Consider the following 15696-nt stretch of genomic DNA (forward strand, 5'->3'; position numbering starts at 1 on the left):
CGGAAGCTTTCTGCAGTTGGAGGTCGGGCAGGGGCTTTTCCCTGTCAATGAAGGACTTAGTAAAGCCGAAAAAGATACTGCTGGCAGGACAGTACATGAGGGTAAGCACCAGCTATCCTCGTTCATTTACTTATCCCTGCCTCCCATTTTGTGCCCGTCCGCCTGTGAAAGTTTTCCGAGAGTTTTCCGATGTAGCGTGCCTGCGGCGTTTGCGAGCAAGTGAGGCGCGCGCGTTTGACGAACTGTTCAACCTGCATGCCCCGGGGCTGGGGCGCTTTGCCCACGGCTACCTGAAGTCAGCAGCCGATGCGGAGGAAGTGGTACAGGAGTGCTTTTTGAAGGTGTGGGAGCGGCGATACGAGTTTGACGAGGGTATCGTGTTCAAAACGTATCTGTATACGTGCGCTTATCACGCCATTCTCAAGCAGCTTCGCCGCCAGCGGTCCTGGGTGTTTGAAGGGTTACACCAGGAGTTGGTCGTCACCGAGGACTCGCCTGCCAAACAGCTGGAATATGCCGAGCTGGAGGAACTCTACCAAGTGGCGTGCGCGCAATTGCCTGCCCGGCGCCGCCAGGTATTTGCCCTGAGCCGGCAAGAGGGTCTCTCCTACGCGGGTATCGCCCAGGAGCTGAACATATCGGTTAAAAGCGTCGAGACCCAGATGACGTTGGCCCTAAAGTTTCTGCGCTCCTATTTCCAAGCCCATGGCACGACGCTTACGCTCTTGCTGATGCTACTACAGGGCTAAGCAAGTCGTCTGAGCACGAGATTATCGACTGTTCCCGCGCGACATATCGCTCGTCTTACATTCCGCGGTGCCTCAACTGGCTGTCAACTGATTTGGCTTTACTCACCTTAACGCTTATTGCTTCATCCTGCGCGCATTCAGGACTAAGATGACACGTGGGTGAGTAACTACTTTTACCCTCGCTAGGCTCTATCCCTCTCAACACCCCTAATAAGGTCCGGTAACCAGGGTCGTATCGGTCCTTACCATTGTCTGTCCACGTGGCCACGTAACGGCCGATCAGCCCACGTATCTTTTCCGCAGGTTGCTCTTGCACTTCGCCTGCTTTGTTGGAATGCCCGTGCTGCTTTATAGCGGGCTTGGGGGCTGGTTCATCCGTCGATATCTGCGGCGGCACCGCCTCGATTGGATGGAAACCGTGATTCTGGGCTTCATCGGGCTGTTTGGCTTGGCCCTCTTCCTAGTAGTGGTGCTCTTTTTCTTCTTGGCTTATCATCCCCTGGATCCACCCCCAAGGTCGCTGTAAGTGGGAAGTGGCACGAGGAGTAACCCGTCCGGGATGAGGCTCTAGGCAGAGGCAGTTGACAATGGGGCAGCCACTAAGTGGGTTCAACCTTTGGTAAAGAAAGCAGGTTGTCACAATCCTTGCTCGCCCGATTGCCAAATTAGCAAGACATCATTCTACCCATACTTCTTCCACTCACTACCATTTCACCTATTGCAGGCACATGGTACAGGGGGAAGCATACCGCCACACCGGCCCTTATTTTTTGCCTGAAGGTTTGAGGAGGAGGACTTCTTTGGTGACACTTTTGATTTTATTCTCTGAGTAATACGCCGGGAAGTAGCCATTTTTGGCCCAGAGCTCGAAAAGATTTTTATAATACGGGCTGGTAGGGTCTGCTGATTGGCCGGGCGTGTTGATCATGAGGGCAGAATTCCAATCGCTTACATCCACCAGCATCCTAAAGCTGGCGCCGTGGGACTGGTTATCAAGCCCACCGGTAGAATTAGGGGTGTAGCCATTCCCTCCCCGGGGTACCGGGCCAACGTCTGCCCTTTTCTTCCACTGCTCATTCGCCAGTCCTGGCAACCGGTTCACTAGTGTAACGTGCTTATACTTTTCCTGACCGTACTGCCAGTACTCAATAGAGTTTCCCAGCTTTTTCTGCAGCTCTGCAATGGATTTCTCAAAGGTCTTTTTCAGGAAAGCATCTCTGCCCGCTACCGCATGGGTCCCAAACCGCTGATCAGGTTTTTGCAGCCAACCAATCACCTTGGTCAACTGTAGGCCCACTAATCCTTTTAGCTCCTGGGGAATAAACTGCTCCCGGGCCTCTTGCATGATCTGCCGCTCCCACATGGCGTAGATACCTGCGCTGACTGACTCCGGGTTCAGGATGAAATTCCATGCTGAAAGCTGGTCTTTGGCTTGCTGCACCAGTTTTTCCTCGAACCTAATGGTCTGCAACAGGGGCACCAGCGTTCTGCCCGGAATAGAGAAATAATCGGCCTGAAGCGCCTCCATGTCTTTCATGGTCACTTTGGGGTTCTTTCCCAACACCTCATTGATGCGGTCTCCTCTAAAAGGATCTGCCCAGGTATAGTTAACGGTCTCCCAATGCTGGTAGGTGTCTGGGGTTACGTTTTGGTTTGCCGTGGCGAAGAATCCTGTCTTAGGGTTGAGCAGGTGCGGCCTTTCTTTGATGGGCAGATACCCCGACCACTCATACCTGCCGTCTCCGGGGACGGGCACCATGCCGCTGAAATTTTTCCGAACGGGAGCAATGCCCACCACCTGCCAGCCGATGTTGCCTTTCTGGTCGGCCCAGATCATGCTCTCGCCCGGTATGTGGCTGTAACTGCAGGCTTCCCTGAACTCGTCCCAGTTGCGGGCCTGGTTCATGCGCAGGGAGGCCAGGTAAGGCGCGCCGCCGGGCTCCAGCCAGGCACATTTCACCGCATAGGCTTTGTGGTTGATGGAGTCAATGAACGTGACGGGTCCGTGCAAGGTGTAGCGCAAGGTAACGTCTACGGACTTGGCATTTTTCACTGGAATGGTTTCCTTCAGTTCCTCCATGTTCACCCAGCTACCTTTGTGGCGGTATTGCTTCAGGTTAGCCGGATTCAAGTCATAGACATAGAGGTCTTCGCCATCTGTTTCATAGATGGTGAGCCCCCAGGCGCCGTGCTCGTTGTGGCCAATAGAAACCCCAGGAATGACCGGTTCTCCCCCCCCAATTACGTTCCAGCCGGGAGCAACCAGATGCACCATGTACCGCAAAGAGGGAACAGCTATGCTGCGGTGCGGATCATTCGCCAGCATGGGGTGGCCGCTGGCGGTTCTACTGCCACTCACAATCCAGTTGTTGCTGCCCATAAGGCCATGCTCAAAAGGTTCCTTTTTGGGCTTGGTTAACTGGCGGTTCAGCCTATCTACCTGGGCCCCCAAATCTTTAGCGGCGGGGTTTATATGGGTAGATTTGAATACAATGTCTTTCTGATAGGCCTCATAGGGTTCGAGTATCTTTTCTGAGAGAAGCTCTCCTTTGATACTACTATCCATCGCAAGGGTAGGCTCTTTGGGATGAAACCACATGAGGTCTTTCACCTTGGCTTCCCCGGCTTTGGCTACAGCCATACCAATGCTCAGTTCTTCGGTGACGTTGCCCAATAGCCCTTGGTGGCGCGAGATGACCACGGCAGGAGTCCATTTACCGGGCTTAAGGGAGAGCAGCTTGAATTCCACGGGCAGCAGTTCTGGTTTTTGGGCCACCTCATCAATATACGCGTTTACGCCCTCCACGTAGGCGTTAATAATAGCTTCGCCCTGGGGGTGGTAATGGTTGAGTTCTTGTTTCATGTTCCCCCTGAACTGGAAAAGACGGGCCCCTATGTCTCTTTTCAACTCGTCTGGCCCCAGCAGTTCTGCCACAGTGCCCGTCGCCTCCCGCCGCCACATTTCAAACTGGAACAAACGGTCTTTGGCGGCGGCGTACCCTTGGGCAAAAAAGAGGTCATGCTGATTTGCCGCATAAATGTGGTTAAGGCCCCATTGGTCACGGCGTATCTCTACGGGGGCCTGCAAGCCCCTTGTTTTAAGCTTCTTTTTGGTTTGCGCAGCTGCCTGATCGCCACCAAACATCGTTAGTAAAAGAAACACCCCTAAAGAAAAAAAAACCGGAAGACGCATAAAGAGAAGAGGTTAAGGTGACAATACAAGGATACACTGAAATGTACTGTCTCGTCCGGGCGCCCAGGCGCTCGTGTCGCGCAGCTGCCGGTAGATGAGGGCGGGGGCCGCCAGCTTGAGCACGCGGGGATTGGCCGACCATAGCAAGGGCACAGGCGGAGCTTGCCCGTGCCCCGCGGGGAGAGGGCGGGCCTAAGCCACGCAGGAGAGCGGCCCAAATCCAAGTAGCACGAGCAGGAAAGGACGTAGGGCCATGGGCGGGAAGCGGGTCGGTGTTCCCAAATGTAGCAGGCTTCTCCTTTCGGTGAACGCTTGGTAGGCTAGCCGGCGCCAGGTGCCAGCAGGCCACCGTAGCGCAGGACGAGTGTACGAAACGGGCCGAGGAGATGCGTTTCATACACTCAAAACCAGATACTTTCTTGAGCCTGGGCAAAGTTGGGAAGTGCAATCTTCTACTTTGGTTTCTGCCTTTCATTCCTTAAAATAATCCTATTATACCCCCGCCCGCGGAATATGTGGAGTTTTTGCCCCTACTGCCCCTAACCCCTAATTATGGTACTTTATTGGGATACCAGGCTCTCATTTTAGTTTACGAAACGCATGCCTGCGGGGCATTTCGTACCCGTGGATTCGTAGACGGATTTCGTACACGCTCGCCGTGCTAACAGGGGGCTCGTGGCCGCCTAGTGCCGGGCTGGATTCTCTCCTTCACTGAAAGCAGTATTTCGGTCTACCCCTAATTCAATACGTGTGGACTGTAGATTACCCTTCCGTCGCCCGTCTAGGGGAGCGGTCGTGGCCGCTTATTTCGATTTGTTCTCGGCCGCTAGTTGAACGAGCCGGCGGTGGAATAGGACAGGTTCTTCCCAGTTGGGCGCATGACCACTATGTTCAAACCAAAACAACTGCTTTTTGGGCGCTTTGATGACCTGAAAATATTGTTTGGCCAGTTCCGAAGAAGTATTGTGGTCGTACTTGCCGAGAAAAAAGTAGACGGGCAACTTGAAATCGGGGCGTTGCAACAGATTCGTTTTGCCGCCATTTAAATCCGGCCACATGGCAGTCATGGTGCGCATCACCGGCGTCATCCAGTCGAGGGCTTGGTAATCAGGGTAGAGCTGCGTGGGGTCGGGCAGGTCAGCTACTTGGCGGCTGGCAAAATATTTTTCCGAAAGGGTCAGAAAGGCAAACAGGTCATTCAAACCGCTCTCGTATCCCCTCGCCTCGGATAGCGGAATCTTGGCCAGCGCATGCAGGGTCGTCGTGTCGTGCCGAAGCGTGGCCTGCTGCCGGACGAAAGCGCTGGCCAAGAGGGCCGACTTGCCGGCGTGGACCCATTGCCCCATGCCGATGTAGGCCGAGTAATCCTGCGGGTAGCGTTGCACCAACTGCACGCCCACCAGGCTGCCCCAGCTATGACCAAGGACGAAGATTTTCCGCTGGTGGAACGTCTTTTGTAAAAACTGCGTGAGCTGATGCGCGTCCTCTAGGTAAAGATCTGGCGTCAAGAGAACGGTCGTGTCGGTCTGCGACTTGCCGCAATTGCGCTGGTCCCAGGAAACGAAAATAAAGTCGTTGGCCAAGGCTTGGCTGTAGTGGCGGTTCATCGGCGTGGCCGGCCACGCCGGCCCCCCGTGGATGAAGAGCAGCACCGGTTTGGTCTTTGAGGTGCCCTTGATTTCCATATACTGCTTCACCCCGTTGATGGGCAGTAAAAAAGCGGTGTCAATGGCTAATGCTGGGGCCTGACGGGTCGCTGCTTGTGCCCGTGCCTCCTGACGAGGAGCAAGCGCGAAGCAACAAAGCAGGAGGGCAAGCAAGTTTCGCATGGAGGAAGGTGAGCGGCTAAAGAGGGGAACACTTCGGGCGGCGGGTGCCGGTCAGGTGAGGCAAGCTACACCCGTTTAGGACGAATAGCCAATCCCGTCCAAGCAAGGTGCTCAGAACGACGAAAGTCGCAGCCGCAATTCCTCGCCCTCTACTTATGGTTCAAACCTCTTCTGTTCAAGAAAACGGTGCTTTAATCACGACAGAGGACGTTTACGACTTGTAAACGTCCCTTCACAGACGGTAAAAACGGCTACATAAGGACCGATAAAAAGGGCCTTATCGGACTTTCTCCGGGGGGGTGAGAAGGCCCGCTGCTCCTTCTCTTCTACCCCTGGGTAATGCCGGTGGCGCCGCCGGCACCGTCGTTGCTGCTCCGGAAAAGCGAGCGTCCGCATGACCCTCGTGCTTCCCTCCTGCTGGTTCGCTTGTCAGTAGCGTAAGGAGAAGGCGTAAATCCTGCCCTACGTGCCGCCCCAACGCGCCGGGAAAGCGTGCCGGACAAGCCAAATTTCTGCTGGGTGAACCCCGCCCAGTTGAGTAGCTGCCGGCCCCGCTTTAATGCGTAGCTTGCTGGACTAAGCTCTTCTTATGCACTGCCCTTTCCGCCCCCCACGAGCAGTAGCTCGCGGCGGCGTTCTGCCCTCTGTTATGCGCGCTCTTTTCATGCTGCTGGCCGGGGGGCTGCTATTGCTGGCTACCCCCACGGCGGCCCAACGGCCCCCGGCCCCCGCCGCCTCGCCGACCACATCTCCGTCCCGCTCCGGGCTGGGAGCGGCCCAAACCTCAGCGTCAGCGGCGGCGGCCCGCTACCGTTACTGGGCAGCCAACCCCGATTCCCTACGCCAGGTACTCAGCGGACAACGCGCCGATACGGCCCGGCTGCGCACCCTGCTGCACCTCATTGATTGCTCGGTGTACGTCTCGCAAGTGCCAAGGACCGACTTGGCCGCGGTCGTCGCGCTAACCAAGCACCTGCGCCGCCCGGAACACCGCGCCTACCGCTTGCTGCTGGCCGGGGTACAGCTGGAGGCGGCGGCGGCGCTCGACAGCCTGCAAGCGGCCGTGACGGCCTTCGACCAATTGCCCCGGCCCGCGCCGTGGCCGCTGGCCTACCTGCGCGAAGCCTTCAGCGCCCTTAACCGCGAGGATGCCCGGCTGGCGTATTATCAAGCCAAACGCGCCCACTACCGCCGCACTGGGGACACCGTCAGCCTAGCGGTGTGCTACCACTCCCTGGGCGGCTCCTACACCTACCGAGGCGATTACAACCAAGCAACCAGCCAGTACCTGCGGGCCGCGGAACTGGGCCGCTCGGTCTCCCCGCACTTCTACTACGCCTTTCTGGTGAGTGTGGCCGGCAGCTACGCCAAATGGGGCAACTACGCCAAAGCCTTGCAGTACCTGCGCTTGTCAACCCTGGGCAGGAATAGTGGGGCCAATCGGCTTATTTATCTGCGCTCGCTGAGCAATGTGTACTTCCAGCAACGGGACTACCCGGCTTCCCTGCGTGCGGCCGACCAAATACTCACCTTCGCCGCCGTCGGCCCAGGACCCGCCCCGGCGGGCAGCATCCTGTACCCCAAGGTCTACGCCCTGGTGCTGAAAAGCCAGGCGCTGCTCGCCCTGGGCCGCGTGGCCGAAGCCGGCGGGCTGCTGCCCGCGGCCCAGCACCTGGCCGATTCCCTGCGGCTGCCGTTAGTCTCGACGGCCACCCCGCTGGAGCTGGACGCAGCCTGGGCGCGCTACTACGTCGCTACGGGTGATGCTGCCCGGGCGGAAACCCACTGGCTCGCCGCCTATGGCAAAGCCCGCCAAGCCTACAGCACCCCGCTGCGCTTGGCCTACTTGCGGGAGTTAACCCGGTTTTACCAGCAGCAGGGCAGGCCCAGTCCGGCGGCGCACTATGCCGTCGCGGCCCTGGCTTTGGCCGATTCGCTCGACACGCGGGAAGGAGCCTTACATGTGGCCCGCTACGAGATTGAGCAAGCTACCCGGGCGCAGCAAGCGCGCATTGCCGCGCTGCGGCAAGCCCAGCAGCAGGCTGCCACCCGTGCCCAGCGGCAACGGAATATTCTCTGGGCCGTGGTAGGTGGGGCCAGCCTGATTGCCGGGTTTTCCTTTATGCTCTGGCGGAGCAACCGCAGTAAGCAACGGGTCAACGAGCAGCTCAACCGGCTGAATGCGGCCGTTACGACCCAAAAGCAGGAACTACAAGCCCAGCGCGACCAGCTCAATACTTCTCTCACTGAACTGCGCACGACGCAGGCTCAACTGATTCAGAAGGAGAAGATGGCCTCGCTCGGGGAGCTGACGGCGGGTATTGCCCACGAAATCCAGAATCCTTTAAACTTTGTCACGAACTTCTCGGAGGTATCCACGGACTTAGTAGCCGAACTACGCGAGGAGCAGGCTAAGGGGGGAGCAGCCGATGAAGCTTTACAGGCAGAACTCTTCGAAGACTTGACGCAAAACTTAACCAAGATAAGGCAGCACGGGCAACGGGCTAGCGGGATTGTCCGCGGGATGCTCGAACATGCGAGGCCCAGCACCGGAGAACGGACCCCGGCGGATATTAATGCGCTGTGCGAAGAATATCTGCGCCTGGCCTACCAAGGACAGCGGACGAAAGCGCCGCTGTTTGAGGCCGAAGTAACTACGGACTTTGCCCCGGGGTTAACGCCCGTCAACCTCGTCGCCGCCGACATCGGCCGCGTGCTGCTGAACCTCTACAGCAATGCCTTTTACGCCCTGCACGCTCGACAACAAGTCGGCGAAGCGGGCTACCAGCCTAGCCTGCGCGTCCAAACGCGGCAGCGCAACGGGCAGGTGGAAATTAAGGTCCAGGACAATGGGGCCGGCATGAGCGAGCACGTGCAAGCGAAAATCTTTCAGCCTTTTTTTACCACCAAGCCCGCCGGGGAAGGGACTGGCCTGGGCTTGTCGCTCAGTTATGACATCATTGCCCAAGGGCATGGGGGAACGTTAACGGTCGACAGTCAGGCCGGCACCGGCAGCCAGTTCGTGCTCGCCCTCCCGGTGTAGTGGTTCGATCCTCCTAGCGGAGTGCTTCCGGCACTCGCTGCGGGTGAAGCCTCCCAGAGCGGGGTGCAGAACCGGCAGGGCCTTCGACAAGAATAAGGGCTGATAAGCGGCACTTCTCGGTCCTAATCGGGCTATCGATACGCCTAAGTACTATCCCTGACCCCGTAACCGTGGCCATTTCAAGGCGCTTCGGGATACTTTTTACCGCCTTATCTGGCGTGTTGCCCCCGCCCCCTACGTTCTCGGACTCGTCTGGAAAGCAGGACGGGTGTTGGCTCGCTCCGCTAGGGTACCCAGTGTAGTACTTTCCGGGTAAGCCCGGCTTGGCTACCTTTCGTGCTCCTTCTACCTACCAGCGGCACCCCCTCCCCGCCCCCGCCCTGGTCGCTCCCCTTGCTTCTCATGTGGACTTCTTCCCGCACGCGCTTACGCCGCCTGGAGGCGGCCTGGCATCAGCCGGCGGCGCGCTCCCCCTACTTCCCCTTAATAGCCCGCTACTACGACGCTCTGCAGCACGAGCCCGCCTACCAGCGCCTGCCGGACCAAACCTGGGCGGACCTGAACGGCGACTTGCTCTTTGGCCTGCTCGATGCGACCGTGAGCCGGGTCGGCCAGCAGTGCCTGTACCACCGCCTGCGTAGCCCGCTCGCCGACGAGGTCCCCTTGCAAGACTTTGAAGCGGCCGCCACCCTGCTGGCCCAGCAACCCGGGGCCCGCGGGCACGCCTTGCTTGCCCTCGACCAGCTGAGCGCCCACGAGGCGTACTACCTGACGGATTTGCTGCAGGGGCAGCCCCTGCCCCCGTTGCCCGGTGCGCGCTGCGCGCCCCTGCTCGCCCTGGGGCTGGTGGCCACGTTGCTTGGGGGCTTCTGGCTCCCCGTCCTCTGGTTTGGGACGGGGGCGTTTGCCCTCACCAATGCCGTGTTTCACTTCTGGCAGCACGCGCGGATTAAGCGCCAGGTTCGCTCCCTGCTACACCTGGGCCGCTTGCACCGGGCGGGCCAGGCCCTGCTGCGGGCGGCCCTGCCCCTGCGGCCCCTGCAGGCGCTGGCCGCGCCCCTAGTCCGGCTAGGGGCGCTCGTGCGGCAAGTCGCGTTTTTTCAGGTGGAAGCCGATTGGCAAAGTGATCTGGCCGCCCCTGTCGTGTGGCTGTTCGACCTGCTCAAGATGCTGCTGCTGCTCGACGTGCTGCTCTATGCCCGTTGCCGGGTGGCCGTGCAGCAGCACGCGCCCGCAATTCGGACGGTCTTTGAGGCGGTCGGCTACGTCGATTGCGCCCTGGCCGTGGCCAGCTTCCGCCAGCGCCACGCCACCTGCGTGCCCCACTTTGGGCCGGCGGCCGCGGGCATCCAGCTGCAAGGCGGCTACCACCCGCTCGTGCCCGGGTGCGTGCCCAATGACCTGACCCTGGCCGGGCCGGGGGTACTGCTTACCGGCTCGAATATGGCGGGCAAAACCACCTTTATGCGCACGCTGGGGGTAAATGCCCTGCTGGCCCAGACGATCGCCACGTGCCCGGCCACCGCCTACCGCGCCCCGTTTTGCCGGGTGCTCACCAGCCTGAGCCTGGCCGACAGCCTGCCCACGGGCAAGAGCTATTACCTGGTCGAAGCCGAAACCATGCGCCAGCTGCTGCTAGCCTGCGAGGCGGCCCCCGGCAGCTACCTGCTGCTGCTCGATGAGCTGTTCAAAGGCACAAATACGCAGGAGCGCATCGCCGCCAATACGGCCGTGCTGGCCTACTTGCAGCCGCGCAGTTGGGTCGTGGCGGCCACCCACGATGGGGAGCTGGGGGCGCTCTTGCAGTCGTGCTATGCCGAATACCACTTTTGCGAGACGGTCACGGCGGCAGACTGGTATTTCGACTACCGCCTCAAAGTGGGGCCGCTGACCACGCGCAATGCCATTCGGTTGTTGGCGCGCCTGCACTACCCGGCGCCAGTGGTCGCCGCCGCCCAGGCGCTCAGTGCCACGCTGGCTTCCCGGGCGCAACCTAGCAGCCCGCAATTGACCACGCCGGGAGAACTGAGTTCGGTGGCGGATTCGACCCGGCGGGAGGAGAATGTAGTGGGCTAAAGGACTCCTTACAAGGACAGTATTCGGCCTCGAGTGCCGTTTTTGCCTGCTATAAACGACCATTTCCAGCTGGTAAAGCGCTGGGTTGGTTTGAATTCCGCTAGCCTACCCCATCTTGCGCGGGTATTCGGCACCTCCAACCTCCCCCGTGCATGCCCCGCTCCCTCACGCGCTTTTTACCCCTCCTTTTCCTCTTGTTCTTCGGCTTGCCCAGCAGCTTTGCCATACCCATTGTGCAGCTACACCTACTCGTCGAGCCGAGCACGCATTCGTTTACGTGTCAGTATACCTTTCGCTTACCGGCTTCGGATACGACCTCACTCGTGCGGCTAAACCTGAACCGGCAGTTCCCGCTGCAGCACCTGGCCAGTCCCCACGCCCTTACCCAGCGCGTCCTGCGCCACTTCTACCCCTACTTTGCCGATACCATGCAGCAGGTGGAGGTGCGGTTTCCCGCTGCGCTGCGCCAGGAGCGCACGGTCAGCTTCACCTACGCGGGTACACTGGAGAAAGGCCTGGCCACGGACCAGGTAATGGTCTTGAGTGGGCACTCCAACTGGCTGCCTTTCAGGCCCGGCCAGGAATATGAGTTAGTTACCTACACCCTGGCCGTCAGCGCGCCGCCCGCCTACCAGGTCCGCAGCACCTCGCCGGCCAAGCACCAACGTGGGGGGCGGTCAACCTTTCGCGGGACCACCAGCGCCATCGAGCTGACGGCGCTAATAGCCACTCGGTTTCAGCAGTTGACTTCTGCTAAAAAACCTCGCATTGAGGTGCTGAAGGTCGAATCGCCTTTACTGGGTCGTGATACGCTCCTGCTACAGCGGGCCGAGGCCATTATTGGGTTTTATAACCGCTCCTTGGGGGCCCAGGACCGCATCCAGCGGTTTACGATCTTTCTACCCGGGACCAACCGCGATGCCTTTGCCCTGCTGGACAACGCCACGGTCATCACCTATGCGGACTTCGACGTGGCCCAGCGGGGGGATTTGCTCACGCTCGCCCACGAGATCAGCCACAAGTGGTGGGGCTACGGGTCGGTGCACGACGAGAGCGAGTGGCTCAACGAAGCCTTTGCCACGTATTCCAGCTTGCTGTATTTACAGGCCAGCGGCGATTCGACGGGCTATCAGGCCGAATTGGCCAAGCGCGTGGCGTCGGCGGCAAACACGCCGGCCATCATTGGATTTGACCCAGCGAACGCCCCGTATGCATTATTCCGGCGTGTGGTCTACGACAAGGGAACGGTCATCCTGGCTGCCTTACACAGGCGGGTGGGGACGGAAAAAATGGATGCTATCCTAGCCCTGACCGCCGCCGGGAAGGTGAGCACGACGGCCGGTTTTTTGGCCGTTGTCGCCCAAGTGAGTGGGCCGGACACGCGCCAGTGGTTGACCACCGAACTGAGCCGCTAGCAGTGAATCCGTCGCGTACCACGCCCTCCGCGCCCTGGTGGGCGGCCATAACCATTCCTAATTCCAAGCAGTGTCCGCGACCCAGTAGGAGGCGGACAGTAGCGCATTCATTCAGCGGGCGCGGGCGGCTCGCTGAGCGCCCGCTGACGTAGGCGCAGGAACCGGAGCCATTTAACGCCACTGCGGAGGCGATCCGCGTGGTCGTGCTGCGCGTCGAGCAAGGCCTGAAAGCGCCGCTCCAGTTCTTCGTAGTGCGCCTCGTCCACCACCTCTACCAAGTTAAATAGCAGCAGGCGGATCGTTTTAGATGCGTCCCAGGCCCGGCCCGGGGCGGCCTCCATCAGCGTATCTTCCAGCAGCCGCAGCACCCGCTGCAAGACCGGCGCGGACCAGGGTGGGCGGCTGTTGAGCAACACCTCCTGCCAGGGGGCTGGGGTGTCGCTCAGGCGGGCGTCGGCCGGAATATAGGGCAGCACCAAATCCGCTACCTGGTCGGGCGGCACGCAGCCCCACGCCAGCGTGGACCACTGCGCGACCTGCGGGAGCATGAGCTTGGCAAGCATAAAGGCTGCCCCCCACGCTTCGTCCCGGTGCCAGTACGTGGCCCTGGCCCAGGCCCAGCCTAGGTCGGGGCTCAGCGGGGTGGCCGCGGCCAGTTCCAGCACTCGTAGCGGCGGCAGCTGCCAGTGCTCTGTCCAGCGCTGGGGCGGGATCAGTTCCAGTAGTTGACCTACCCAGCCGGCTGGTTGACTGGAGAAATGAAAACCGGCCGGCTCCAAGCCTGCTTGCTCCCACTCGGGCGGCCAGCCCGCGGGCAGGGTGACGGTCAAGGCCAGGCCCTGGCTGGGGTGCGGGGTGAGGGTGAGCAAGGGCTGGGCCCAGATCCAGAGCTGCTCGCCCAGCGCGCTGCCCGGCAGCGAGGCCAGCAGCCGAGCCGCCGTTTGCCGAACCTCCCGGTTCGGAGAAGCCAGGCAGGGGGTGAGCAGCGGCTCATCGGCCCGTTCCACTTGCCAATACAAATCAGCGAGAAAATAATGCTGCTCCTCGGGATCTGCCAGGGGCAGGGCTGCGGCTAGACGGGCGCGGGCCTGGGCGGGATCGACCCGGCGCAGTGCCCGCAGAAAGCGGCGCCGCTGGTCCCCGGTGCCGTGAACCCAGGTGTCTTCGTCCCGGATAGCGACCAGCGGCCGCCACGCCGGATGCAGGCGGGCCAGCCACTGGCCGCGCTGCCCCAGCACGTCGGGCAGGTCCTCGTAGGGTAAGTGGTGCGGGTCTTTGGTGGCTTCCTCCAGCACGGCCGCCAGCAAGCGATGCGGCACTCGCAGCCCGCGCGCGGCCAGGGCCGCGTAGAAACTGTGCAGGTAAGCGGAGTAGTGTCCTTGCAGCATGAGCTCCAACACGTGCTCGCCCAGGGGCCCCAGGGCCGGCTGCGTTTCGGGCGGACAGGGCGCGGGCCCGGTGCCCGCGCCCTGAACCGCTTGCCCGCTACTCTTCTGCTCGCGGGCCAGCAGGCCCGCCAGGATTAGCGCCTGGTGCTCGCGGGAAGTTGTAGCCGATACGGGCGCGGGCCCGGCCGGCAGCGGGACGGGGCTGTGACGGGTGCCGGCTTGCGCGATCCGCAGCAGGTGGACCCAGGCAGCAGGAGGTGACGAAGCAGTCATAGCTCAACGGGGGGTAACGGGGGGCGGAGTACTGGCCCAGGAGGCCAGGGGCAGCAGGGCGTGGCCATTCCACTCCCCAAAGACGGTGATAGCCGCCCCGCCCCCGGTGGCCAGCAGCTGCCACTCTTCGTGGTCTGCGCCCCGCACCGGCACCAGGACCTGCTCGCCCGGATGGTAGAGCTGCAACTGGTCGGGGGCCGTGAGTACGGGCACCACGCGGGTCAGCGTGACGGGCCACTCGGGCAGCCAGGGCTGCTGCGCCAGGGCCGCGGCGTAGCCTTGGGTAAGCTGCTGGGGCGAGATACCCCCGGGGAGGTGCGCCGGCTGCGGGGGCAGGAAGGTTCCCTCGTTCCCGGGGACTGCCCGCAAGGGGTAGGCGCTGGGGTAGAAGTGCAGGTTGCCCGCATACTGCCCCTGGGCCTGAAAGGTGGTGGAGGGCTCCGGGTAGTTGAAATACCGCTTCACCACCAGCGCGTAGCGGCCGCTCTGCGGGCCCCAGAACCAGGTGCGGCGGTGATGCCAGGGGCTGAAGCGGGTTTCTTGCCAGGTGCGCTGGGCGAGCATCACCCACGTATCGGGCACGGCCGGCTCCAGGGCCAGCACCGACTCCCGCGCCAGTTGGTCGTAGCCGGCCAGTTGACGCACGTCCTGCTGCAAAAGGGCCGGCAGCTCAGCGCGCTGGCGGAAGGCCTGAGTCAGCAGGTAGAGCTCGCCCAGGGCGGCCAGCAGCGGGCCCTGCGCTGGCTCCCCGGCGTGGCGCAGCTTCTCCAGGCGGCGCAGGGCGATGGCCAGGCCGGGCAAGTCGTGCTCGAGCAGGGCGGCCACTTGGTTTTGCCACAGGGACCGGAAGAGATATCGAGCGTGCACCAGGCCCTCGCCTATCAACGCCCGCAACCAGCGGGCGAGGGCCGTGGCCCCCTGCTGCTGCCGCTGGAGCAGCAGGGGCTCCTCGGGTTCTTCCAGGGCGTGCTGGGCTTGGTGGTAGTACACGTACCAGGTAGGGGCTCCTTGCCAAGCTGCGTCCACGGCCCGCGCCGCCGCCCACCAGCGGACCGCCGCCGGCCGTGGGGCGACAGGAAACTGCTGGGGCATGCGCACCCACAGCAGCAACAGCGCTACGCTGTGCACGCAGTGGGGAAAGCTGTCGGGGCAGGAGCAGGCAAACCGGGTTTTGGAATCGGTAAAGTCGAGGCCGGCCTGCCAGCTTTCCTCCCCCTGCTGCCCCCGGCCCCAGCCCAGGGAATCCGCCTGCCCGAGCGCTGACCAGCAGCCGGGCGCGGCTAGCTCCAGCATGCGCTCCTGGTCGGGGCGAAAGACAATGAGGTCGAGCACCTGTTCTTCGGTCCAGCGCATGCGGGCATTTGCGGCCATGAGACGGGTCCGCAAGTTGAAAGTACGCATTCCGCCACGCAAAAGAACTCCGGCGTTCCCGCTTGACAGCTATTAATTGGGGCACCTGAACAGAAAAACGGGAATAATAACTCAGTCCTGCCCGGCCTGAGCTATAAGCGTTTGGCGCCAGCCCTTTTCGGATAAGCGCTTTGTTATCTACTAATGTGATTACGGGGTATGCATTACTCACTCCCGCTTGTAAAAGGGTAAATATAATCCGAGAAGAGCGGCGTTATGGGCCGTTATTGCTGGCCAGGGCTCGTTCAGAAAACAGAAGAAGCTGGTCCGGGTAGACAGAGACGCGGTGACTTCACCCCTCCCTTGGTTGGGTAAATGAA

At 61.2% G+C, this 15696-nt stretch carries 9 protein-coding genes; 5 read left to right on the forward strand and 4 right to left on the reverse strand.

Translation table 11 applies throughout. The annotated features are described in order from the left end of the window. Window positions 1-164: 164 nt before the first annotated feature. On the forward strand, window positions 165-749 hold the full coding sequence (locus ACW9KT_RS19350; protein WP_457083461.1) for an RNA polymerase sigma-70 factor: 585 nt from the start codon (window positions 165-167) through the stop codon (window positions 747-749). Window positions 750-1083: 334 nt separating this feature from the next. Then, window positions 1084-1275, forward strand: coding sequence for a hypothetical protein (locus ACW9KT_RS19355; RefSeq protein WP_457083463.1), 192 nt, complete (start codon window positions 1084-1086; stop codon window positions 1273-1275). 237 nt (window positions 1276-1512) lie between these two features. Here the strand turns inward: ACW9KT_RS19355 and ACW9KT_RS19360 are convergent, their stop codons facing one another. Further along, on the reverse strand, window positions 1513-3942 hold the full coding sequence (locus tag ACW9KT_RS19360) for a penicillin acylase family protein (RefSeq protein ID WP_457083465.1): 2430 nt from the start codon (window positions 3940-3942) through the stop codon (window positions 1513-1515). Between the two features lie 803 nt (window positions 3943-4745). Further along, window positions 4746-5771 (reverse strand): alpha/beta fold hydrolase, encoded by a 1026-nt coding sequence (locus tag ACW9KT_RS19365; protein ID WP_457083467.1) that lies wholly within the window; start codon window positions 5769-5771, stop codon window positions 4746-4748. A gap of 649 nt (window positions 5772-6420) precedes the next feature. Between ACW9KT_RS19365 and ACW9KT_RS19370 the strand changes: the two genes are divergently transcribed. The 3 genes from ACW9KT_RS19370 to ACW9KT_RS19380 all read left to right on the forward strand — a co-directional run bounded on the left by ACW9KT_RS19370 (window position 6421) and on the right by ACW9KT_RS19380 (window position 12305). Next, a complete protein-coding gene (locus tag ACW9KT_RS19370) occupies window positions 6421-8814 on the forward strand; it encodes an ATP-binding protein (protein ID WP_457083469.1) in 2394 nt (797 codons plus the stop codon). Window positions 8815-9216: 402 nt separating this feature from the next. Continuing rightward, entirely contained in the window at window positions 9217-10890 is a 1674-nt protein-coding gene (locus ACW9KT_RS19375; protein ID WP_457083471.1) for a MutS-related protein, read from the forward strand. 152 nt (window positions 10891-11042) lie between these two features. Then, window positions 11043-12305, forward strand: a complete 1263-nt coding sequence (locus tag ACW9KT_RS19380) for a M1 family aminopeptidase (protein WP_457083473.1) — start codon at window positions 11043-11045, stop codon at window positions 12303-12305. Window positions 12306-12412: 107 nt separating this feature from the next. On the opposite strand, the gene ACW9KT_RS19385 is transcribed toward ACW9KT_RS19380, so the two are convergent. Then, window positions 12413-13966 (reverse strand): DUF5691 domain-containing protein, encoded by a 1554-nt coding sequence (locus ACW9KT_RS19385; protein ID WP_457083475.1) that lies wholly within the window; start codon window positions 13964-13966, stop codon window positions 12413-12415. A gap of 3 nt (window positions 13967-13969) precedes the next feature. Beyond that, complete coding sequence (locus ACW9KT_RS19390; RefSeq protein ID WP_457083476.1) at window positions 13970-15337, reverse strand: hypothetical protein; 1368 nt, start codon at window positions 15335-15337, stop codon at window positions 13970-13972. Window positions 15338-15696 lie beyond the last annotated feature (359 nt).

Source organism: Hymenobacter sp. HD11105 (assembly GCF_054051685.1).